Below are 22,798 nucleotides of genomic sequence, written 5' to 3'. Positions count from 1 at the left end.
GGATAAGAGGGACCAATGTCGCGTCAACTGATTTCCGAGGCAAAAGGGTATGAGATTTTACAAAAGATTGGCGTACCGATACCCCGGTATGCACTTGCCACTACCATCTCCGAGGCTGTTTCCGCTGCGGAAAAAACAGGGTTTCCGTTGGTACTGAAAGTTGTCTCTCCCCAGATTGTCCATAAAAGCGATGCCGGCGGCGTGATTACCGGGATCCGGAATACCGAAGTGCTGCTTGGCGCCTATGACAAGATCCTCAGTAATGTCCGGGCCTATAACCAATCTGTAGTGATTGAAGGGATTATGGTCGAGCAGCAGCTCGAAAAAGGTCTCGAGATCATCATCGGCGGGAGGATCGATCCGGCGTTCGGGAAAGTGATCACCATCGGCATGGGAGGGACGCTGGTGGAACTTATCAAAGACGTATCCATACGGGTACTTCCCGTCACGACCACGGACATCAATGCCATGCTCTACGAACTGAACGGGTACCGGCTGATCAGGGGATACCGCAATGAACCCCCCCGGGACCGGGAAGCACTGGTACAGCTCATCGATACCATTTCCCGTTTTTTCATGGACAGTACGGATATCGTTGAATTCGATATCAATCCGGTCATTCTCTACGAGCAGGGAGTTTGTGCAGTCGATGCACGGTTCTATACGGACGATACAACGGCCATGGCTGAACCGGAACCCGTCCGGCCCCTTCCCAAAGAACTGCTCGATATCAAATCCATCGCATTGATTGGTGCATCTTCTGATCCGAACAAGGTAGGTTATGCCGTACTTCGCAACCTCCTCTCATTTCCCGGAACACTTTACCCGGTAAACCCGAAACACCCGGTAATCCTTGGCCGCACCACTTATCCTTCCATCACCTCCATCCCCGGCCCGGTCGATGTTGCCGTCATTGTCGTCCCGGCAAGAGTAGTCCCTTCACTTGTAGAAGAAGCCGGAAAGAAAGGAATACCCCTGGTAGTGATCATCTCTTCAGGATTCCGGGAGAGTGGGGCTGCGGGGATTGAACTGGAAGATCAGGTGACCGCAATTGCGCGACAATACGGCATACGTATTATGGGCCCCAACTGCCTGGGCATCATGTTCCCTCACCAGGGAATCAACACGACTTTTGATCCGGTCTCTCCCAAGCCGGGAAACCTTGCCTTTTTATCCCAGAGCGGGGCAATCATCACGACGATAGTGGACTGGAGCCTGCCCGAAGAGATCGGTTTTTCTGAAATTATCAGCGTCGGGAACCAGGCGGATCTCACCTTTGAAGACTACATTTACTTTGCCGCAGAGGACCCGAATACAAAAGCGATCATCATGTACGTAGAGCAGATCCGCAATGGAAGGCGTTTTATGGAGATTGTTCGGCAGGTAACGCCAGAAATGCCGGTTGTTGCAATCAAAGCCGGCTCATCAAAAATCGGTCAGATGACAGCTGCATCCCACACGGGTTCACTTGCCGGCAGCTATGAGGTATACCAGGCCGCCTTCCTGCAATCCGGGATCATCCCGGTGCGATCCATACGCGAAGCATTCCAGACTGCTGAACTTCTTTCTTCGGAAGGATATCCCAAAGGCATCCGTGCGATCGTGATCAGCAATGCCGGAGGTTTTGCGGTCCTGTCATCCGATTACGCAGAACTGATGGGAATCGAGCTCGTGGAGTTACCCTTGACGGTGATCAAGGAACTCGATTCTATCCTGCCCGTGGACTGGAACCGGCGCAATCCCATCGATATGGTCGGGGATGCAAGCGCAGACCGGTTTGCGCGAACCTTTGATGTGATGATCCGCAACCAGGAACTCTGGGATATCGCATTTATTATCGCAGTCCCTTCTGCCATTTCCGATCCCATTCGTGTTGCAAACGAGCTTGTCCGGTTTTCAAAAGGCACGCAAAAGATGATTGTCGGGTGCATGATTGGTGGCGATTCGATGAAGACACCCTTGCGGATATTAAGGGATTCCGGGATTCCCAACTTCCCGGATCTTGAGGATGCGTTCAAAGCGGTAGGTAATATCTGCCGGCATATCTGCTGGGAGGAGTTCCACGGGCGCCGGTGCAGCAGGGACGATCACAAATCGTGAGTCCTGCCCCGGTTACAGCGTGATCTTCTTTAAAATCTGCCCGTTCCGGAAGATGGTGATAACCCCGCCGCTCTGGGAGACCACGATCCCTACGGTTTTTGTTACCTGCGTAATCGCAGCTACCGAGTTATGCCGCGTGCCCATTCCCGGCGGAAGTTTGACACTGCTCGTATCGACGGTAATATAGCGTCCCACCGATTCAACAAACCCGTCCCCGGTAATAACAAACGCACCATCGAGCTGGGCCAGTGCCTTGATGTTTTCCTTAAGGCCGGGATTCATCACCAGGCGGTCTTCTGCTTTGTGTCCTTCGAACGGGTTTAAGATGATCTGGCGGGACTTTTCCAGCACGTTCTTGGTATCCCCGATAAGAAAAGTGGTTCCAACCGGCTTTCCTTCCCGGCCCTCGATAGATATCTCCGTGCAGATGTGGAAAACCGTGTCAAAGACTTCCTCTTTCACATCGCTGTCTGCAACAACAAGGTCTTTCCACGTATCCGTGCTGATACGCACAACACCGTCCCGTTTCCGGTCCGTGATGTCGTGACCGATACAGAGAATCTCGACAATATGCCCCTTATCGTCGCGGATGGCTTTGTTGATCCAGGCGATCCAGACCCGGTCGCCATTGCGCCGGACATTTTCATTCACGTTGACGGCATATCCGTCAGCATTGAAACCGAGATCATCAGCCATCGTGGAGAGATCATTGCCGGAACGGGTCTTTGCCGGAACGATGGTGCTGTTCACGTCTTTTCCAATCACTTCGTCACTGGAATAATCAAAGAAGGAGAGCGCATAGTGATTGAAGAAGGTGATAACGCCCTGCATATCCATCCGGATGATGATACTCTGGGTATTCTGGATGACTTCCCGGTACTTGGCCTCGCTTTCCTTCAATGCATCAGAAATCTTCTGTTTTTCTGAAATATCGGTGACAACAAATGTCCCGCCTTTATTAATATCGCGGGGATCGAGGGGAATTACCTGGAGCTGGCAGGTAATGGTTTTTTTATCCAGTTTCACAAACTGCCAGCTCGTGTGCGAGATCCCCTGAGCATCCTGCCTGACCTGAAGTTCCCGGGAAAGGAGATCATACTCATCAGGAGAGGAGAGGAAGGTCTTAAGCGCTTTTCCCACCAGCTGCGACTCTTCATACCCGAGCATTGCCGGGAACGGGTGGTTCACCCATTCGATGATACCATTGCGGGCCTGGAAGATCCCCAGCGGGGTTGCAGAAAGAATGGCGGCAAGCTGCTCATTCTGCGCCTTGATCTCGCGCTCGGATTTCTTCCGCAGGAGGGTCTGCTTGATCAGGTTGATCATCTCAAAAACCTGCGGGCGGATATCGCCGGTCTTTGGGAATGTTATCTCGGTCCCGTTGGATACTTCCATAACGGCAACCTTTCCTGAGCCCCGCCTGCCGAGCAGGATGACCGGGGTTACATTTCCCACGGATTTGAGATACTTGATGAACTCGATCCCATTCATTTCCGAGACAAATTCAATACCATTTACATCCGGCTGCTGCTCGTAGGCAACGATCACATCGTAATTGCGCCCTTTGAGTTTCTCGATGGCCTGTTTTGTTGAATGGGCATTATCGATCTTTATCTCCCCGGTCTTTTCCAGAAACAAGCGCACCTGCGCAAGAAGATCGGTATTGTCATCGACAAACAAAACAGATATCATCGGGCTTCTCCCGGAGGAAATTGGGTTGAATTCACTACTAAAAGGTAGATGGCGGAACGATAAATAGTTGTTCCAGAATAGTGCTCCGGTGAGAAGTTTTTAAAAATGGGTGCTGAAAACCAGAGGGGGAATAAGGCAGACTGGATCTCTTTTTAAGAATCCGGTGCTTCTTTCCCATCATCGTCTGACGCCATTTTATCATCGTTATCTTCGTCATCTTCGTCATTATCGAGATTTTCCTGGTACATCCACCACCCGATGATAAGGATGATCGGAATTCCAATGGGAATGGCATAGCCACCATTAAAACGAAACATCGCAGATAAGCCCAGGAGGATCCCGCCACTAATGGTAAAGTACGATGCTTTTTTGAGCAGTGAAAATTCTTCTTCAATATACGCAGCGTAAACCGTAATCAGGAGGCCGATAAAAAGAACTATCGAACCTGTTGCCCATAAGCCGGCAGCGGCGATATTATATATGCCGGTATTCAGGCCCAGATAGATGTAAAGAATATCCTTGTATCCGAGCAGCAGGCTGTTCCCATATTCAGTTACCTGAAAACGGAAGAGGGCCCACTGTACATCAACGAGCAGGTAGTTGCCCCACATATAGATGTTGAGAGGGATCAAGAAAATAAGACACTGGAATATTAACGAAGACCGGAATTTATCCATAAAAACCAAAATTACACCTGTTTCATTACTTTTTTTTGCAGATGGGATTGATCATTCATGCAAAAAAAGCAAATTATAAGAAAAAAATTATTCGGTATGCTCAACAATTGCCAGCTGGTACATCCAGTCCATGAGCGGGTGACATTCTTCAACAACGCACTCAAGCTCGCAAGCGATACACGGGATTAATTCATCACCGGCAAGCAGATCGGAAGGATTCACCGGCATCTGCCGGGCCTTCAGGAGATAGGTCTTGATCCCTTCCTTTTTGAATTCGATCCGGTCGATGAGTTCGTTCTCTTCAAGTTTCTTGACAATACGCGAACACTTCCGGCTATCAACACCCAGCTCTTTCCAGAGCTCGCTCTGAAGAATGCCTTCAGGTTTTGACTGAATCAGTTTCAGTGCTTCGTCAACAGGATCGTCCATTAGTTCCCACCAAGATCATTTCAGATAACCGGTGCGATAGTCAGGATATTGTTGCCCCGGATCACAACGGTTCCAAGGCTCCTGCTCGGCTGGTTATCTACAAACTCCATCGTCTCGTCCATGTGGATATTGAGATATTCATCCACCGCAACGAGACGTCCCTGCAGTTTCCTGCCTTCGTCTTTGATCTCTACGGATATTTTTGAATCCACAAGCGCAAACACTTTTTTTATCGGCAAAACAATTCCGTTAACCATCTGCCCTAATTTGGGATGTAAGATAATTAAAGTTTGCTCATTGTACCCATCCCGGGCACTTCATACGGCCCGGAAAATGGGATTTTAAAGGCCGGACACGAAAAAAATTATTCGGGTATTGCTTCCCACCGGTCGCGGAACTGTTTCTCAATGCCCGGAAGCGTGGTATACTCCATCTCCTCTAAAGAAAGGCGATGGGGTTCGAAAGGACCCTGATCCCGTATTATGTCGGCAAGCTCATTGCACCGGGCCCGCACGCGATCAAAGGCGACATCATCAAACATATCCGCCGGGCCGATAAGTTCGCCATTGCAGATCTGGAACCCGAGACAGATACATCGTGGCGGGCCATCGAACCGGGTCATGTTGGCATCGCAGACGCCGACTGGCATAAACGGACCATGATGCGATCCCCGCATCCAGCCGGCTACAATGATTGGGGTGCAGAACGGTTCGATCACTTCACCGACAGACGGAAGTCCGCTCTGTGCCCGGACGATCATGACCGGATCGTCTTTTCCCACATACCGGCCCGCCGTGAGGTTTAACTTCTCCGTGCTGGTTGATGCGGCGATCATCCCGTCCTTTCTATACACATACTTGACCACGTACCGGGAACAGGCCCCGATATAGGAGAGGAGGGTGTAGGTCTCTTCGGGACACCGGAACGTGATACGCCGTTTTTTTATCACATCATGCACTTCGAAAATAAAGCCCTGGTGCATGCTGGGATCGATGACAAGACCCGACGTGTTGAAGGGATCGGCAAATATTTTGTAGAGGAAGAAGTTCCATGCGCCGGGTTCTGTTTTATCGGCCATGAATATGAGAACAGGATCGGAACCCCGTTCCTCAAACTCCATTTCCGCAACACCGGGCCCAAGACCCCTGACATTGCCGGAAAAGGCATCCGACAGCATGTCCTGCCCTGCACCGTAAAGTTTCATGTTTTTCGCAATTTTGGTACATTCCATGAACACATCCCATGCCAGCTTGTGGACTTTTTCATTGTCCACACCATGGGTATGGGTCATGATCAGTTCAAGGTCATCCCCGCAATGGGTAACAAAGCAATCAATGAGGAGCTTGCCTTTCTGATCCTTAAGCATTTTAGCCGCTTTTTCCAGGAGCTTCGGATGGGTGCGGGAATGCCCGGGAAAACTTCCCACATCCGCTTTTATTACGGAGATAGTTGTTTTTGGCATACGAGATCACTATTGAATCTCGTTTTTATATAAAAAAAGGTAGGTTGTTTATTTCAGGGATTTCCTGACAAGAGAGGCAGTGCCATAGGAACTGAATGCTTTGAAAAATACCAGACTTTCGGCATACGCCATTGCCTCAATGGCATCTTCAGTTGTGCTGTCAACAGCATAGAGCTCTTTGAAAAATTCTTTAATAGCCATTTTGCAATTCCCGTCAAAGATCTGCTTGTCCGATTTCCCGGCATTGAGCGGACGGTACTTGCCAAGGGTCCATTCCTGGATATCTTTGTAAAGGGCAGGTTCGTACACTTTTAAGATACCAAAGACAACATCCTGCCAGAAGGTCCCCACATTTCCTTTTATGATGTCTCCTTTCGGGAAATGCTGGTTGATAAGATCCCGGGGAGTGCCGGTGATCCCGTGCTGGGCAATGCCGACGTGCAGGTTATTGTCCCGCAATGCTTTTGCAACGGCCCGGGTCTGTGGGATATCGATGGAAAGTTGCTCAACGACATTTCCTAATGCATCGTAGGTATGTCCGTGGGAGCTCCCGTTTGCGATGGCAAGCACCTGGGGGGATACGTCGTTTTCCTGCAGGGCTTTGATAAATGCGACCGCTTCTTCGGGCCGGGTCAGGATCAGTCCCTGACCGTCTTTCCTGCCGATCTCTCCTACTTCCACTTCGAGACCAAATTCCTTACCATTCATCCGGCTTTTTATATGGCGGGCCAGATCCGTAGTGGCAATGATATTCTTGTCCAGCTCTTCGCGGACATTTTTCCCTTCGAAATTAAAGAGATGGGAAGCATCAATGGCAAAGGAGGTATACCCGGCTGCAATCTGGGCATCGATCAATTGCTTTGTTCCCTCGATCTCAGCAGGCTCTCCGGTTTTTACCGAGATGTGATCCGCGTGAAGTGCCCAGATATCGAACTCTTCTGCCTTGGCAGCTTTGTTCATTGTTTCTGAGAATGCCTTGGGGGTGAAACCGGTATACCCCCCTTTCAGATCGCATTCAGACCGGGCAAGTTCCATGAAGATGGCAGAATCGGAATCCTTTGCAGCACGGAAAATACCCCGCGCAACGGTAGCAATCCGGATATTTGCTGCCATAATGATTGCTTTCTGGCCGGAAATGCTATTCAGTATGGTTGAACCGGGGATGGGACCAAATGTATTCTCGCTCATAGATCTTCACTCCTGTTTCAGCACCCATCATTCATAAACGTTTCAATCGCCCGGATCTCATTTTTGCCCCCGATATAGAGAGGGGTTACCTGGTCGATTCCCTTTGGCATAATCTGGCGGATATCAGATTTGCCGTTGCTGATTGCACCGCCTGCTTCATGGATGATCATTCCCATGGGATTGGCTTCGTACAACAGTCTCAGTTTCCCGTTTTCCCGGCCTTTGAACCCCGGGTAACAAAATACACCACCCTTATGAAGGATCTGGTGAACATCAGCAACAAAACAACCACTGAAGCGCAGTTTATACCCGGAGTGTTCGAGAGCCTCAATCCATTTGGCGTGTGCAGGGAGATAATCCCGCCTAAGAGCACCGGGTGCGTATATCTTTCCTTCAGGGATTTTGAGGTCCTGGTGCCGTAAATAAAATTCTCCCGAATCATCAAGAACAAATTCATGAACACCGGTTCCGGTGGTAAACGTCAGGGTTGTAAGGGGACCATACAGGATATACAAGGCGGCGATCATTGTTGCGCCTTTTTCGAGCACATGCCCGGGATAGATGCCAATGATGGAACCCGTGCAGAGATTTACATCAATGAGGGATGAACCATCCAGAGGATCAATGACAACCCCGTAATTGTTCTTCGGGTTCTCCACTTCGATGATGGTTTGCTGTTCTTCCGTTGCAATATAACGGACCAGTCGTGCCTTTTGCAGACCGGAAATAAACACATCATCGGCGAACATATCGAGGGGCATCTGCTCTTCGCCGTACACATTTTTGGTCTTTTCATCCGCCGGTGTTTTCCTGATCGTACAGAAAAATCCTTTCTTCACTTCCTGGGCCTGTTTGCTTAAAAAAAGGATTAATTCCATCAGGTTTTTATCTGTTCCTGCGCCGACAAGGAAATCTTTGAGCATCATGTTATACTTCCCTTTACTCCTGTAAAGAACGTTATTCCAAGATAATCCAACCGTATCTTATGTGTATTCGTATGATTCCGTGGTTAATAGGGATTATTATCCAGTCGTAAAAGATATCAAATCCCCTATATCCCGGGATACGTACCGGCTTTTTTTCACCACGACCGTTATTTCCGCAGGGATAAACGAGCGTGGAAGAGTCCCGTCATTACAAGGAACCATCAGAAGGGTCGGATGAACACGTTCAGCGCAGGAGCGGACTCCTGATGAAAAAAAAGGAATTGCAGGTTTTTTGATTGTTCGCGTTCTTACGGGATTTATAAGATCCTGAACTTCACTTCAAGGACACCGTTCTTGATCGATGTCTGCATCGAGCCCGGATCTACCGGGGGGAGTGCTGCAGTGGTATGATACTGCCGGATACCCCCTTCTGCATCAATGACGAGTTCATTTCCCACTACTGTGAGCCTGACACTATCCCGGGTTGCACCGGGCAACTCGGCAATCACCATCACCTCGTCTTCAATCAGGTGCACTTCCGGAATGGGTTCTGCACCTGAACGCGGGGAAATACTATCGTATTCCTCACGAGGTTTAAGCAGGTTGCCTCCGTTCTGGATAACAACATTATAGCTGAATCCATGTGGCATTCCGGTTCCAAAATCCCGGGCCATGCGGGCAAAGAGATGGTCAGCAAGGGTGTCCATCTCCCGGAATATATCCTGTGCATCATCGTTCATCGCATTTCCTCCTAGTTTTTTTTTGGTTTTTTGTGTTCACTCACGCTTCATTTATCCATATCATCAGTCAGTTTTTTGATCGCTGCAAAGTCTTTTTTGTCGTGATAGATTGCCTTACGGAGCGCTTCGACAGCCGGAACCGGCTTATCTTTTTGTTTCATGCCGGCTCGGTTGATTGCTGCCGATGCGTTTTTCAGGATGGTTCGCTGCTCTTCGTTATACAGCATCTGCCATGCCTGTTGTTCTGAAGTTTCTATGGCTTCACGGTTTAAGGACCCCCGCACATTGAGCAGTGCGGCATCGAAGTGTGCCTGGGTGATCATCACGTTGATGATGGCATCCTTGCGTTCCTGCTCACTGCGGTCACCCATAAGGACGATGAATTCGCGCATGGCCGCCATCTTGGCTTCCCGGACGAGCGATTCGATATCCGCACCCACATAACCCTCAGTCTGTTTCACCAGTGCATCGATATCCACATCCTTAGAAAGGATACTTCCGGTATCGCCACCGAGATAGACTTCGAAGATCTTCTTCCGGCTCTCTTCATCCGGGGCCGGTACGTAGATATGCCGTTCCAGGCGGCCAGGGCGGAGCAGGGCATCATCCAGCATGTCCGGACGGTTCGTTGCTGCAAGGATGGTAACATTTTTGAGTTCTTCCATGCCGTCAAGTTCCGTTAAGATCTGGGAGACCACACTTTCGGTTACATGAGATGAACCTTCGAAGCTTCCCCGTTTGGGCACGAGCGCATCGATCTCATCGAAGAAGATGATTGACGGTGACGCCTGTCGCGCTTTCCGGAATATCTCCCTGACACCTTTTTCGGATTCTCCCACCCATTTCGAGAGAAGCTCGGGGCCTTTTACCGCAATGAAATTGCATTCACTCTCGTTTGCCACTGCTTTTGCAAGCAGGGTCTTACCGGTACCGGGCGGACCAAAGAGGAGAATGCCTTTCGGGGGTTTGGTCTGGAGCCGCTCAAAGACATCGGGATACTTTTGTGGCCATTCAACAGCCTCTTTAAGTTCCTGCTTGGTCGCTTCCAGACCACCAATCTGTTTCCAGGTGATGTCAGGAACTTCGACAAGGACCTCGCGCATTGCTGAAGGCTCGACATGCTTTCGTGCTTCAGTGAAGTCAGCGTTGGTAACCCTGAGGGCATCAAGCACTTCATTGGGAATCTCCTCATCGATCTTGATCTGGGGAATTACCTTTCTAAGCGCATGCATTGCTGCTTCTTTTACCAGCAGCGCTACATCTGCTCCTACAAACCCGTGAGTGGAATTTGCATATTCCTCAATTTTTACATCATCTGCCAGCGGCACTCCCCGAGTGTGGACCTGGAAGATCTCCATGCGACCTTTTTTGTCCGGGATACCGATCTCGATCTCCCGGTCAAACCTGCCTCCACGGCGGAGTGCAGGGTCAATGGAATCCGGCAGGTTGGTTGCAGCGATCACGATGACCTGCCCACGCCCCTTTAACCCATCCATGAGGGCCAGGAGCTGGGCAACAACGCGCCGCTCGAGTTCTCCTTTGGTGTCTTCTCGCTTGGGAGCAATGGAATCAATTTCATCGATAAAGATAATTGCCGGTGCATTCGCCTGCGCTTCTTCAAAGACTTCCCGGAGTTTCCCCTCGCTTGCCCCATACGTTCCACTCACAATCTCCGGGCCGGAGATGGTGATGAAATGAGCATCCACTTCATTTGCAACCGCTTTTGCGATCAGGGTCTTTCCCGTTCCGGGCGGACCGTAAAGTAATACGCCTTTTGGGGGCTGGATACCAAGGCGCTCAAAGATCTCGGGGTGCCGCAGCGGAAGTTCGATCATCTCCCGCACAAGTTGCAGCTCCCTCCCAAGCCCGCCGATATCTTCGTAGTGGATATCGGAGACTTCCCTCATTCCCTCTTCAGGTTTATAGGGCTCTTCCTTGAGTTCAATCTCAGTCTCATCGGTGACAATTGCAATTCCTTTTGGAGCGACTTTGGCAATCACCAGCGTAATCGAGTTTCCGATCACATCCACGCGGACAGTCTGTCCTTCCATCACTGACCGGCCGCGCAAGACCCGTGCAAGGTACTGTTCACCCCCGACGAGACGTATCGGCTGGGTAGGCTGGATTACCACCTTTTTGGCATACACGGCCTCGGATTTTTTTATCTTTACCCGCTCGTCAATACCGGTTCCGGCGTTTCCACGGATGTTTCCGTCGATGCGAAGGATGGAGTACCCGGTATCCTGCGCAAACCCGGGCCAGACAACGGCCGCTGCCTTCTTTTTTCCCTGGATCTCAACAACATCGCCGGATACCAGCCCGAGCTTCTTCATCACTTCGATGCTCACCCGTGCAATACCCCGGCCGGCATCATCGTGAGTTGCTTCTTTTACTAAAACTTCTGCGTAATCTGTTTCTGTCATCGTAAAACACCTCGTCCATTCAAGGTTTACCATAAGTTAGCGTTCAATACTATATAAAACAATTGTCTGATTCGGCCAATTTTCTTCCTAGATGCATCTGATGGAATATAAACCTGAAACAGGGCGGATATCTCCATTTCCCAAGATCAATTCTGCCTTGTTCCCGTGAGAAGACTAAAAAATAGTGATGGAAATATAAACAAAAAATTCTGCGTTAGTCCAAATCAACTTTACTTGTTGAGTAGACAAGCCAGTTTTACTCCAGAATTGAAAAAACAAGCCTTTATCTTGTCTTTACTGCAACCAGTATGCCATGAGTATTGTCGCTGATGCCAAACGAGGTATCATTACCGAAGAGATGAAGATCGTCGCTAAACAGGAAGGAGTCACCGAAGACTTCGTAAGGCGCGGCGTTGCAGGAGGCCATATTGTCATCCCGGTCTCACCCTACCGGAAAGTCAAAATCTGTGGTATTGGCGAAGGTCTCCGCACCAAGGTTAATGCTTCGATAGGAACATCCACCGATATTGTAAATATCCCCGAGGAAATTGAAAAGGCAAAACAAGCAGAGCGTGCCGGTGCCGACACCCTCATGGAACTCTCAACCGGTGGCGATTTTGTCGAGATCCGCAAACAGGTGATCGCAAACACTACCCTTTCTGTTGGATGTGTCCCCCTCTACCAGGCATTCATTGAAGCGGCTATCAAGGATGGCGCTGTCGTCAACATGAAAGAAGACGACCTCTTCCGCATTACTGCCGAGCAGGCCAAACTCGGAACTAACTTCATGGCCATCCATACCGGCATCAACTTTGAGACGGTCAAGCGCCTGAAAAACCAGGGCCGTCATGGCGGACTGGTCTCACGCGGAGGTGCATTCATGACCGCGTGGATGCTCCACAATGAAAAGGAGAACCCGCTGTACAGCGAGTTTGACTACCTGCTGGAGATCATGAAGGAACACGATGTCACGCTCTCCATGGGTAACGGTATGCGGGCCGGCGCAATCCATGACGCGACCGATCGGGCAGCGGTCCAGGAACTGCTCATCAATGCAGAACTTGCCGACATTGCGCACAAACAAAATGTCCCGGTCATTGTCGAAGGCCCGGGCCATGTACCAATCGACGAAATCGCAGCCAATGTTACGCTGATGAAACGTGTCACCAACAACAAGCCGTTCTACATGCTCGGCCCCATCGTCACCGACATTGCCCCCGGTTACGATGACAGGGTTGCTGCGATCGGTGCTGCAATCTCGTCCTCACTCGGCGCGGATTTCATCTGTTACGTTACTCCTGCCGAACACCTTGCACTCCCAACCCCCGAAGAGGTCTATGAAGGAGTCATGAGTTCACGCATAGCCGCCCATGTCGGGGACATGATCAAACTCAAAAAGACCCGTGACCTCGATCTTGAGATGGGACATGCACGCAGGGATCTTGACTGGGACCGCCAGTTTGCGGTTGCCATGAACCCGGCCCGTGCAAAAGCCATCCGCGATGAGCGTATGCCTGCAGACAAAGATGGTTGCACTATGTGCGGTGACTACTGTGCGATCAAGATTGTGAATAAGCATTTCCAGTTCTGATCTGGATTCTCCTCATTTATCTGCCACGACATCACCCCCCCCTTTTTTGAGCGCTTTTTCTTATCGTCACCCTTATTGGATTATACAGACAATATTTGAATGAAAGCCACGAGGATGCACGCCACAATAACAATCCTGCAATCCCGACTCAATACAGTAAAATAATCTATCTGCTAAAATAATCAGGCACGGTGATCCTATACAACTGAACTTCGGGGGATTTGTTTCCCTCTCTACAATCGACTGGCGGGGAAAGGCAGTCTGCACGCTTTTTTTGCGGGGTTGCCCGTTACGGTGCACGTACTGCCATAATGAATCCATCCAGACCGGGGAGGATTTACGAGACATCGGAGAGATCACTGAAATGATTAAAACCTCATCGCCATTTATCAGCGGCGTGGTCTTTTCCGGAGGGGAACCAACGGGGCAGAAAGATGCATTGATTGCCCTGGCCCGGTATGCAAAAAAAATAAACCTTGAAGTAGGGATCCAGACTAATGGTTTTTTTCCGGAAACCCTTGAAGCATTAATTTCTGAAGGGCTGGTGGATAAAGTCGCCATTGATTACAAATCAACATGGGAAGGATATTCAGGTACAACGGGGGGTTACCGCCCTGCGGCAAAAGATAATTATGATAGAAATGTCCTGAAATCGATTGGCATCTGCAAAAAGGCATGGGAAAATAAAACGTTAGCAGAATTTGAAGTAGTGTTTACCATATTTTATGAAAACCGGGAATATATCAGGCAGATCTCAGAAAAAATCGGGGATGTGCCACTTGTTCTTCAGCAGGGTGAACATAAGATTGCATCAATGCATAGTGCAGATCCTGAAATGACCAATGGGGAATATATCTGCAAAAAACAAAACGAACAGAATAAACATCCCCCACTAAGACTAAAAGAGATTAAAGATATTGCAGATACCCTGAAAAAGACGGTACGGATCAGGACACGGGATATCGGGGAAATATCGTATAACTGGAGACATATTCTGTGAAAGTAATAGGAGTTGTCGGGCTTCCCGCAAGCGGCAAAGGTGAATTTTCAAAGATTGCAGCAGAAGCGGGTATTCCGGTCATTGTCATGGGAGATATGATCCGGGCTGAAGTCAAAAAAGCGGGACTGGAACCCACGGATACCAATTTCGGGGCAACAGCAAACAGGCTTCGGGCAGAAGGAGGTATGGATGCAATTGCTGCATTGTGTATACCCGAGATAAAGCGCCAGACCGCTCCTTTGGTACTTGTTGATGGAATACGGGGAGATGCTGAAGTGAACCTGTTCCGGAAGCACTTTTCCGGGTTTATTCTCATCAGTATCGATTCCTCATTTGAAAAACGGCTGGACCGGATCAGGGCACGGGGTCGTTCAGATGATTTTGTCCTCCCCGAATCCCTGCGTAACCGGGATGAACGCGAGATGAACTGGGGGCTGGGTAACGCACTTGCTCTGGCGGATATCAATATAAAAAATGAAGGCAGTCTTGAGGAGTTTTCAACTGAGGTAATTTCTGTCCTTGCCTCTTTGGGGCGTGATCCATGAGCCTTAAACCATATTTCTCTTCCTCATCAAAAGTCTGGGATGACATCGCATGGGTATACGGGATTGAAGATGCGGGTTATGACGGTTGGGAGATTGTAGCAGATGGCAATTACAAACTGGACAATGCAGAGTGCTTCAAAAAAATTGAAGAGGTGATTGCGAGCACCCACCTGGGTATTTCAGTGCACGCCCCTTTTGGGGATCTGAACCTTGCTACCTTAAACGACCCCATATGGCGCGAATCGATCCGGCAGATATGTACCTGTATAACCCATGCATCCGCAATCACTGACAGGGTCACCATCCATCCCGGCTATCTTTCTCCTGTCGGAAAACTGATGCCCCAGAAAGTCTGGGATCTCCAGAAAGAGGCACTCCGACAGATCGGAAGATGTGCTGTTGAACATTCAGTCATTGCATGCCTTGAAAATATGATTGGGGTAAAAGAGTTTCTCTGCCAGCTTCCCGAAGAGCTGATGGGCATGACTGACGGGATGGAAGGAATAGGTATGACCTTTGATTTCGGGCATGCAAATACCCGGGGAAAAGTAAACAGTTTCCTGCCGTATGTCAAAAAAGCCAGTCATATCCATATTCATGACAATCACGGCATGTCCGATGAGCACCTTGCTCTGGGGGACGGTAATATCAACTGGACCGTAGTGGGAAAAACAGTTGCAGACAACTATTCCGGTGTTGTTGTGATAGAAGGGAGATCCATTGAAGAGGCAAAAAAGAGCCTGCCAATATTCCGGAAGTGTTTCATATGAGCGGCGAGACCCTGCACGTCTATTTCCTTGGCACTGCCGGTGCCCTGCCAACACCGCAGCGTAACCCCCCCTGCATCATGGTACGGCGTGGTGCGGATACCCTCCTTTTTGACTGTGGGGAAGGCGCCCAGCAGCAGATGATGCGAGCGCGGTGCGGGTTTTTGGTCAATGCGATATTTGTCACCCACTGGCACGCTGATCACTTCCTTGGGATATTCGGCCTTGTCCAGACAATGTCATTCAATGGACGCACCGAACCCCTCACGATCTATGGGCCGGAATGGGTGCAGGATTTTGTCACAACGCTGCGTCATGTAACACGATTTAACCTGAAATTTTCCATCGACGCGGTTGAACTCACGCATGGCTCGTGGGTTCGGTTTGACGGTTACACGGTCACTGCCTTTGCCGTAAGTCATGGCATGCCGGCACTGGGATACTCGCTGGAAGAAGACCCGCGCCCGGGTCGGTTCGACCGCGAGGGTGCGATTGCGCTGGGAGTTCCTCCGGGCCCCCTGTTCGGCCGGCTCCAGCGCGGAGAAACGGTTACCATTGGGGTCGAGGGGCAACGGCGCGATGTAAAACCTGAAGAAGTCCTGGGCCCCGCCCGCCCCGGACGAAAGATTGTGTACACCGGAGACACCCGGGCTGTCCATACAACACTCGGAGAGATTGCCCGAAATGCGGATCTGCTGATCCATGATGCTACCTACGATGAATCAGAAGCGGCCCGGGCAATGGAATTTTACCATGCTACTGCAGCACAGGCAGGCGAGGCAGCATCCATCCTTTCCGCCAAAACCCTTGTTTTAGTCCACATAAGTTCCCGTTATATCGATGCACAGGCTCACGTGGGCGATGCAAAGAAAAAATTCTCCGGCACGATTTTGGCTCCCAATGACCTTGATATGGTAGAAGTTCCTTTCAGGGATTGATCCGGCCATTCTTTTTTGCATTTTTTCTTTTTTGCGGATAACAAGTAAATTAAATCTTCAGACACCCATTCATGAATATACAGAGCAATATCCAATCGCGTGGCATTAACAAAAAGCAAAAATGCCCGTTTCGCTGTGTGTGGTGAGAGAAAATGGAAAATAATGATTCAAACGATGTGCTCGTCTACCGGCTCGGCACCGGCTGTGATCTTGCTGATGTCGAAGCAGGAAATATCTACCAGGGAAAAGTGCAGGGTTTTGCAACCTTTGGTATGTTTGTGCAGTTAAATGACCGGATCAAGGGACTTGTGCATAAGAGCAATGTAAAGGCAGAACACAAGGAACGCGATTCCGTGCTGGTCAGAGTCCGTGAAGTCAGGCCAAATGGGAATATCGATCTCGAAGAAGTGCAGTACCAGGTTTACCAGGTAGAGAACGTTGAGCGGAAATCCACAACGGTGAGAATAATCGATCTTCCCTCAAAACTCGGAAAGACGGTTGCCATCGAAGGAGAAATCGCCCAGATCAAGCAGACCAGCGGTCCTACCATCTTTACAATCGTTGATGAAACCGGGACCCAGAACGGCGCTGCATTTATCGAAGCCGGTGTTCGGGCGTATCCCGAAGCGGAACTTGGGAACATGGTCAAGCTCATCGGAGAAGTGATGATGAGAAACGGCCAGCTCCAGATTGAAGTGGACGGATTGTCCATTCTCACGGATGAAGAAGCGGCTGTTGTCAAGGTGAGGATCGAAAAAGCCTTAGATCTCCGTTCAGAGCCGGAGAATATTCCGCTTCTTATCCAGAGCGAGGTCATGGAGAAACTCCGTCCCGAGATGAGGAAAGTCGCAAAGATCATCAGAAAAGCGGTCTTTACCTCCCAGCCAATCATCCTGCGGCACCATGCTGACGCTGACGGTATCTGCTCAGCAGTCGCAATCGAACAGGCAGTCGTTTCGCTGATCCGCGAGAGTGGCGGTGACTTTGACGCGGAATACTTCTTATTCAAGCGGGCTCCTTCAAAAGCACCGTTCTATGAAATAGAAGATATTACAAGGGATCTTGACTTCTCGTTAAAAGACCATGTCCGTTTCGGCCAGAAGATGCCCCTGGTGATCCTTACCGACAATGGATCAACCGAGGAAGATGAACCATCCTACAAGATTGCCAGTGTCTACGATATCCCGTTTGTGGTGATCGATCACCATCACCCGGATACCTCTATCGACAAATACCTCCAGGCTCATGTCAACCCCTACCATGTCGGGGGAGACTTCGGTATCACTGCCGGTATGCTCGGAACTGAAGTTGCACGGTTGATCAACCCCAAGGTCGAGTCGTTGATCCGCCACCTCCCGGCGGTTGCAGCAGTCGGAGACCGAAGCGAGGCACCAGAACGGGGATTATATCTGGCTCTGGTTCAGGACAACTTCCCCGAACAGCACTGCAAGGATATTGCCCTTGCGCTCGACTATGAGCAGTTCTGGCTCCGGTTTAACGATGGCAGGGAGATTGTTAAGGATATCTTAAACCTGACCGGAAATACCGAACGCCACAAGAAACTCTTAACCCTCTTAATCGATGGGGCTAATACCATGATCGCCGATCAGATGAGCGCCTGCATGGCCCACATCGATCCCCGCGTACTGAAGAACGATACCCGCCTCTTCCTCCTCGATGTGGAGATCCATGCCCACAAGTTCACCTTCCCACCCCCAGGGAAAACCTCCGGTGAAGTGCATGACCGGCTCTGCCAGCAGAATGTCGGAAAACCGGTTGTTACTATCGGGTTTGGTCCGGACTTTGCCGTGCTCCGGTCCCGTGGCGTACTGATGAATATACCCAAAATGGTCCGGGAATTACGTGTCGAGATTCCGGGTGGCGGAATCAGCGGTGGCGGGCACCTTGTTGTTGGCAGTATAAAATTTGTTGAAGGTATGCGCTCTGTAGTTATCGAAGCATTAATCAACAAAATTGCCGATGCACAGGTACAGCAATAATTTTTTTTAGCGATTATTCCCAATTTTGCTTAAATATCGCCGTAAAAGTTGAAACATGCCCGGAAATCTTTAATTTTAAAAACCGCTCGACCGGAGCGCCCGGTAAATTCTTTCTGGTCTGAATTATGGTGTAGTAAAGGAAAAAAGACCGAATATTTGACCTCAAAATCAGATATGTATATATAGTAGTTAAATTATATGAGTTTCTAATGCTGAGGCACAACATGTCAACTACCAAAAAGTTACGTGAAACGTATAATGAGACCCAGCACAAGATCGTCCAGTACCTCAATTCAGGTATAACCTTGGGCAAGCACTATTTCAAATCGAAATACATTGCCAAAGACCTTGGTTTATCACCCAAAGAGGTAGGAACCAACATGGCGATCCTTGCAGACAACTGTAAGGAACTGGACATCATACGGTGGAGCTATTCGAACAGTACAACATGGATGGTCACGCCAAGGGCGTGCTGAATCCATCCATTATTCTCACTCTTTTTATCATGGCTAAAGTTCTGGAATTCGAATCTGATATAGAATTTGTGGCAGATATTAACGACCACAAGGATTGCCTGATGTCACAGGATCCCACGCAGGAGACACCGAACGCTCTCTGGTACAACATTGACATTCCAAAGGGCCACAATTTAAAAGCAGGTGACCGAATCCGGATCACTGTGGAAAAACTCTAATTTTTCCTGTTCTGACATAAGGTCATGGCAGAGATCCATTAAAACGGCCCATAAAGATTGGTTTCAAGGGCAGGACTTCTTGAGGGTGATGGGGATGGATTATTTCCGACCCCCGATTACGGTCATTGCCAGTTCATAGAAATCAGGGTCAACCGTTTTTAGCGGGTTAACCGCTGTTTCAAGAGGGATGCTTACTATCCTGTTTCCCTGCAGGGCAACCATCTTCCCGAAATCCCCGGCATGCACGAGTTGGATTGCAGCAACACCAAACCGCGTGGCAAGGACTCGATCAAATGCAGTTGGCGATCCACCTCGCTGGACATGCCCGAGTATGGTAACCCTTGTTTCAATTCCCATCCGCCGTTCAAGTTCTTTTCCCAGGATATTACCGACACCAACAAACTTCTCATGACCGCATTCATTCCGTTCATTCTCAGGAACTGTGGATAAAACAAGATCTTCCTCATGAGCCCCTTCTGCAATCACCACGATCGAAAATTTTTTGCCCGCTTCATAACGGCCTTTTAATTTTTTACAGACCCCCTCAAGGGTAAAGTGCACTTCGGGAATAAGGATCTCATCAGCTCCTCCGGCTATCCCTGCGGTAACAGCGATCCAGCCGACATTTCGACCCATTACTTCAACAACAATAATCCGGTGGTGTGATTCAGCAGTAGTATGAAGTCTATCGATCGCTTCAGTTACCGTGGCAACCGCAGTATCAAAACCAACTGTCATATCGGTTCCGCTGATATCATTATCAATCGTTTTGGGAATTCCCACAACAGGAATCCCCAGCTTTGCTACGTCCCGGGCAGCCGATAGTGTCCCGTCACCACCAATGACTACCAGTGCATGAATGCCGTATTTTTTTATGTTGGCTTTGATCTTCTGGAAATCCGATGTATTTTTCAGCGGGTCTGTGCGGGAGGTGCCGAGAATTGTTCCCCCTTTAGGCAGGATACCTGATACAGAGAAATCGGTAAGTGGCTCGACATTGCCATCAATGAGACCCTGCCACCCGTTTTGGATGCCAAGCGTTTCAAATTCATATTTTATTCCCGCTCTCACAACAGCACGGATCACCGCATTAAGCCCGGGACAATCACCACCCCCGGTAAGGACTCCGATGGTTTTCATTCCTTGTCACTTCCTGAGTTCATAGTTCCCAGCCTCGATATATCAGAATGGTTATCAGAAGGCACATTAAACAAATTTTTGGGGCAGTGCCTTTTTCATGAGGGCATCCAAAACGTTTCTTTTGATTCACCGTTTATTCCATTTTTGGATGCGGGTATACAATGCTGTATTAATACCGGCAGGTTTCTATGAAAATCCGACGGTGAATAATGCGCCAGCAAAGAATCAGCTGGGCAAGATCTCCAGCGGTCACATAGTTCCGTTGTTTGAAGATGGAGATCGGATGAACCCGGGTCTGTTCCTCAATACTATGCTCAAGCTTTTTCACCACATGTTCGCTCAGTTCCCCATCAATAATAAGGTTACCCATCCTGTGACCATCCTGCTCATTTGTTACAAACTCCAAAGAGAAATTCCGATCAGATAACGAGAGGATGGAATACAGGTCCAAAGAAAGATCGATATTTTCGATGCTCTGCTTCATCCGGTCCTGGGAGAGGGTGACCTTGTACACATTCCGCTCTTTTCCTAACTGCTGCCCGTACCGGGAATAATCGATACCGATCACGGCATCCGCGTACTCCTTTTGAGGGGCGATGTAACGTTCATACTCCGGTTCCCGTTCGGCAATCTCTTTTATGACGGTGTCATGAGAATACCCCCGCTGTTTTACATCCCGTAGGATCTTCCAGTCATATTTCACTGATTTTGCCGGATCCACAAAAAGAGTGAAATCAAGATATTTTCGCAAAGTGGGGGTGAACAGCGTGTGAAGTCCCTCCAGTATGAGAATTTTCTTAGGCCTAAAAACAGCGGGAGGATCAAATGTGCCCGTGGCATGGTTGTAGGATGGCTTTTCAACCGGAACCCCTCGTTTGAGGGAGATGAGATCCTGCTCAAGTTGCCCAATACGGTTTGCCCTGGGGTTCAAAGCCGTGATGCCCTGCTCCTTCCGCCCGTCACGGTCCAGACTATGGTAATCATCAAGAGTAATAGTCGAGACGAGATCATTGCCAAAAATGTTCCGCACACCTTGCGTAAACGTAGTCTTTCCTGAACCGCTGTCCCCTGCAACCCCGATGGTAAAGATACACGGCGATGCTGCTATTTTCTCTTTAAAGTTCGGATGATGCATGCGTAATTCCTCTATAGTCATGTATCAGGTAAAAACAATCCGGGAGTTCCGTTTGGATTTCAGTGCTATTTCAACACTTACCGATTCAGATGCGATTTCGGTAAGCAAAGGAGCCTCACGAGAAAAGATAAATTTTTCTAATTCCCTGTTTCGAATCGGGACTGTACATATATGCGTATGAGAAAAAAATGACCGCTCTGATAACTAATCATTTTTTCCAACGATAGAAAACATTAAGCATGAAGTGGATGGGACAAAACCATGTCCTCCGGAATTAACCCATAACCTTCTAATTCCGGTGAATTGCTCGTGCCAACATCACTACGGATAATGTGATTATTCTTCACGGGGTTTGTGGAACGTTTGCCAGTGAACGTATCAGTCTCTGGGTTGCCTGCGCTGTATTTGTCGTGTTCACGAGATAAACGGCAGTCCGTTCAAGGAGATTGGTAATATAGCGTTTCCGTATATGTTTTTTATAAGAATTATTGACGAGAATGTGCGGATTGAAATAGTTATTTTCCTCGAATAACTCAAGGCCATCCTCCGGAAGCAGTGAGCGGGCCTCGTTGGAATCTTCCGGATCCCTTTTGAGGATAATCATCATCTTTAAGGTAGTCATGGGAAGAATTCGTCCTTTTCCAATCACCCACCGCAGGTCTGCAACAGCCCTGCCTTCCTTATCAAAATCACTCTCCGGAACAAGCCCGTTGTATTCCTTCCATACGGTTGCGAGATCCTTCCGGATATAGAAATTTTTTTCCGATCCATAGGCAAGGATGTCCGGCCCATATACTCGTGAAAAGAACCAGTCGTCCGATACAATCCGGGTATGGGGATCTTTTAAGAGCCCGTACGTCTGGGTTGTTTTACCTGCTCCGGAATTCCCGATCAGGCAGAGACCTTTCCCGTCTAAATCTATGCAGGCGCCGTGCACAGAATAGATGTTATGTTCATCTTCCAGGATATCCCCGGCAAGACTGAGGGCAATGGATTTTATCCAGCCATAATAATTGAAATTTATCAGGTACGCTGACCGGGAATGCGGATCGAAAAACACCGAGTCCGGAGCGCAGGAAGAATCTTTGAATACAAAAAGCCTGCCATGTGACCGGATATTCTGGGACATGGGGTAAAAATTCTCCTGCCAGGTTTCCTTTACGCTATGATCATCTGAGAGGAGTTTGATACAGCATCCATATATTTCCGATTTGATCTCATAGAGGACCTTGGGACTATAGAGTTCCATCAGGCGCTCGTTTTCATCAGTGGAGATCAGGGTAATGGTATACATCGTAAAACATCCTTAGAAAAACCGAAGATTATCTTCCTATTCCTCATTGGGGACTAA

At 49.1% G+C, this 22,798-nt stretch carries 21 protein-coding genes; 9 read left to right on the top strand and 12 right to left on the bottom strand.

Annotated features, from left to right (window positions below):
* Window positions 1-15 precede the first annotated feature (15 nt).
* Window positions 16-2,100: a CoA-binding protein gene (locus CVV30_03575; protein PKL70447.1), complete on the top strand. Its 2,085-nt coding sequence runs from the start codon at window positions 16-18 to the stop codon at window positions 2,098-2,100.
* 12 nt (window positions 2,101-2,112) lie between these two features.
* On the opposite strand, the gene CVV30_03570 is transcribed toward CVV30_03575, so the two are convergent.
* From CVV30_03570 to CVV30_03530, 9 genes are all read right to left on the bottom strand, one after another.
* Window positions 2,113-3,792, bottom strand: coding sequence for a PAS sensor protein (locus CVV30_03570; protein PKL70446.1), 1,680 nt, complete (start codon window positions 3,790-3,792; stop codon window positions 2,113-2,115).
* Between the two features lie 152 nt (window positions 3,793-3,944).
* Window positions 3,945-4,469, bottom strand: a complete 525-nt coding sequence (locus CVV30_03565) for a hypothetical protein (GenBank protein PKL70445.1) — start codon at window positions 4,467-4,469, stop codon at window positions 3,945-3,947.
* A gap of 87 nt (window positions 4,470-4,556) precedes the next feature.
* On the bottom strand, window positions 4,557-4,898 hold the full coding sequence (locus tag CVV30_03560; protein ID PKL70444.1) for a MarR family transcriptional regulator: 342 nt from the start codon (window positions 4,896-4,898) through the stop codon (window positions 4,557-4,559).
* Window positions 4,899-4,918: 20 nt separating this feature from the next.
* Entirely contained in the window at window positions 4,919-5,155 is a 237-nt protein-coding gene (locus CVV30_03555) for a ribonucleoprotein (protein PKL70443.1), read from the bottom strand.
* Window positions 5,156-5,262: 107 nt separating this feature from the next.
* Window positions 5,263-6,360 carry a fructose 1,6-bisphosphatase gene (locus CVV30_03550; GenBank protein PKL70442.1) on the bottom strand — a complete coding sequence of 366 codons (1,098 nt, stop codon included), beginning with the start codon at window positions 6,358-6,360 and terminating at the stop codon, window positions 5,263-5,265.
* 48 nt (window positions 6,361-6,408) lie between these two features.
* Window positions 6,409-7,548: a fructose-bisphosphate aldolase gene (locus tag CVV30_03545; GenBank protein PKL70441.1), complete on the bottom strand. Its 1,140-nt coding sequence runs from the start codon at window positions 7,546-7,548 to the stop codon at window positions 6,409-6,411.
* A 17-nt stretch (window positions 7,549-7,565) separates the two neighbouring features.
* Window positions 7,566-8,474 carry a fructose 1,6-bisphosphatase gene (locus CVV30_03540; GenBank protein PKL70440.1) on the bottom strand — a complete coding sequence of 303 codons (909 nt, stop codon included), beginning with the start codon at window positions 8,472-8,474 and terminating at the stop codon, window positions 7,566-7,568.
* 317 nt (window positions 8,475-8,791) lie between these two features.
* On the bottom strand, window positions 8,792-9,214 hold the full coding sequence (locus CVV30_03535; protein PKL70439.1) for a hypothetical protein: 423 nt from the start codon (window positions 9,212-9,214) through the stop codon (window positions 8,792-8,794).
* Window positions 9,215-9,261: 47 nt separating this feature from the next.
* The gene (locus CVV30_03530; protein ID PKL70438.1) at window positions 9,262-11,637 is read right to left on the bottom strand and encodes an AAA family ATPase; all 2,376 of its coding nucleotides are present in this window, start codon (window positions 11,635-11,637) and stop codon (window positions 9,262-9,264) included.
* Between the two features lie 313 nt (window positions 11,638-11,950).
* Here CVV30_03530 and CVV30_03525 point away from each other — a divergent pair, with 313 nt between their 5' ends.
* The 8 genes from CVV30_03525 (at window position 11,951) to CVV30_03490 (ending at window position 19,172) form a co-directional block, all read left to right on the top strand.
* Window positions 11,951-13,228, top strand: coding sequence for a thiamine biosynthesis protein ThiC (locus CVV30_03525; GenBank protein ID PKL70437.1), 1,278 nt, complete (start codon window positions 11,951-11,953; stop codon window positions 13,226-13,228).
* A 205-nt stretch (window positions 13,229-13,433) separates the two neighbouring features.
* Window positions 13,434-14,228, top strand: coding sequence for an anaerobic ribonucleoside-triphosphate reductase activating protein (locus CVV30_03520; protein PKL70436.1), 795 nt, complete (start codon window positions 13,434-13,436; stop codon window positions 14,226-14,228).
* The gene (locus CVV30_03515) at window positions 14,225-14,773 is read left to right on the top strand and encodes a dephospho-CoA kinase (GenBank protein PKL70435.1); all 549 of its coding nucleotides are present in this window, start codon (window positions 14,225-14,227) and stop codon (window positions 14,771-14,773) included. Before CVV30_03520 ends, CVV30_03515 begins: the two co-directional genes overlap by 4 nt.
* On the top strand, window positions 14,770-15,543 hold the full coding sequence (locus CVV30_03510; protein PKL70434.1) for a sugar phosphate isomerase/epimerase: 774 nt from the start codon (window positions 14,770-14,772) through the stop codon (window positions 15,541-15,543). The genes CVV30_03515 and CVV30_03510 overlap by 4 nt, the downstream gene beginning before the upstream one ends.
* Window positions 15,540-16,478 (top strand): ribonuclease Z, encoded by a 939-nt coding sequence (locus CVV30_03505; protein PKL70433.1) that lies wholly within the window; start codon window positions 15,540-15,542, stop codon window positions 16,476-16,478. The genes CVV30_03510 and CVV30_03505 overlap by 4 nt, the downstream gene beginning before the upstream one ends.
* A 152-nt stretch (window positions 16,479-16,630) precedes the next feature.
* Entirely contained in the window at window positions 16,631-18,478 is a 1,848-nt protein-coding gene (locus CVV30_03500) for a phosphoesterase (protein ID PKL70432.1), read from the top strand.
* A 224-nt stretch (window positions 18,479-18,702) separates the two neighbouring features.
* The gene (locus tag CVV30_03495; GenBank protein ID PKL70953.1) at window positions 18,703-18,954 is read left to right on the top strand and encodes a hypothetical protein; all 252 of its coding nucleotides are present in this window, start codon (window positions 18,703-18,705) and stop codon (window positions 18,952-18,954) included.
* Between the two features lie 29 nt (window positions 18,955-18,983).
* Window positions 18,984-19,172: a hypothetical protein gene (locus tag CVV30_03490; GenBank protein PKL70952.1), complete on the top strand. Its 189-nt coding sequence runs from the start codon at window positions 18,984-18,986 to the stop codon at window positions 19,170-19,172.
* Between the two features lie 99 nt (window positions 19,173-19,271).
* Here CVV30_03490 and CVV30_03485 read toward each other — a convergent pair whose 3' ends face one another.
* The 3 genes from CVV30_03485 to CVV30_03475 form a co-directional block, all read right to left on the bottom strand.
* Window positions 19,272-20,312 (bottom strand): 6-phosphofructokinase, encoded by a 1,041-nt coding sequence (locus tag CVV30_03485; GenBank protein ID PKL70431.1) that lies wholly within the window; start codon window positions 20,310-20,312, stop codon window positions 19,272-19,274.
* A gap of 169 nt (window positions 20,313-20,481) precedes the next feature.
* Window positions 20,482-21,447, bottom strand: a complete 966-nt coding sequence (locus tag CVV30_03480) for a uridine kinase (protein ID PKL70430.1) — start codon at window positions 21,445-21,447, stop codon at window positions 20,482-20,484.
* A 343-nt stretch (window positions 21,448-21,790) separates the two neighbouring features.
* Window positions 21,791-22,741 carry an aldolase gene (locus tag CVV30_03475; GenBank protein ID PKL70429.1) on the bottom strand — a complete coding sequence of 317 codons (951 nt, stop codon included), beginning with the start codon at window positions 22,739-22,741 and terminating at the stop codon, window positions 21,791-21,793.
* Window positions 22,742-22,798: the final 57 nt, after the last annotated feature.

It is taken from the genome of Methanomicrobiales archaeon HGW-Methanomicrobiales-1, assembly GCA_002839675.1.
Taxonomy (GTDB): domain Archaea; phylum Halobacteriota; class Methanomicrobia; order Methanomicrobiales; family Methanospirillaceae; genus Methanoregula.
Note: the sequence above shows the minus strand (reverse complement) of the source record. Positions and strands in the feature narration are given on the sequence as shown.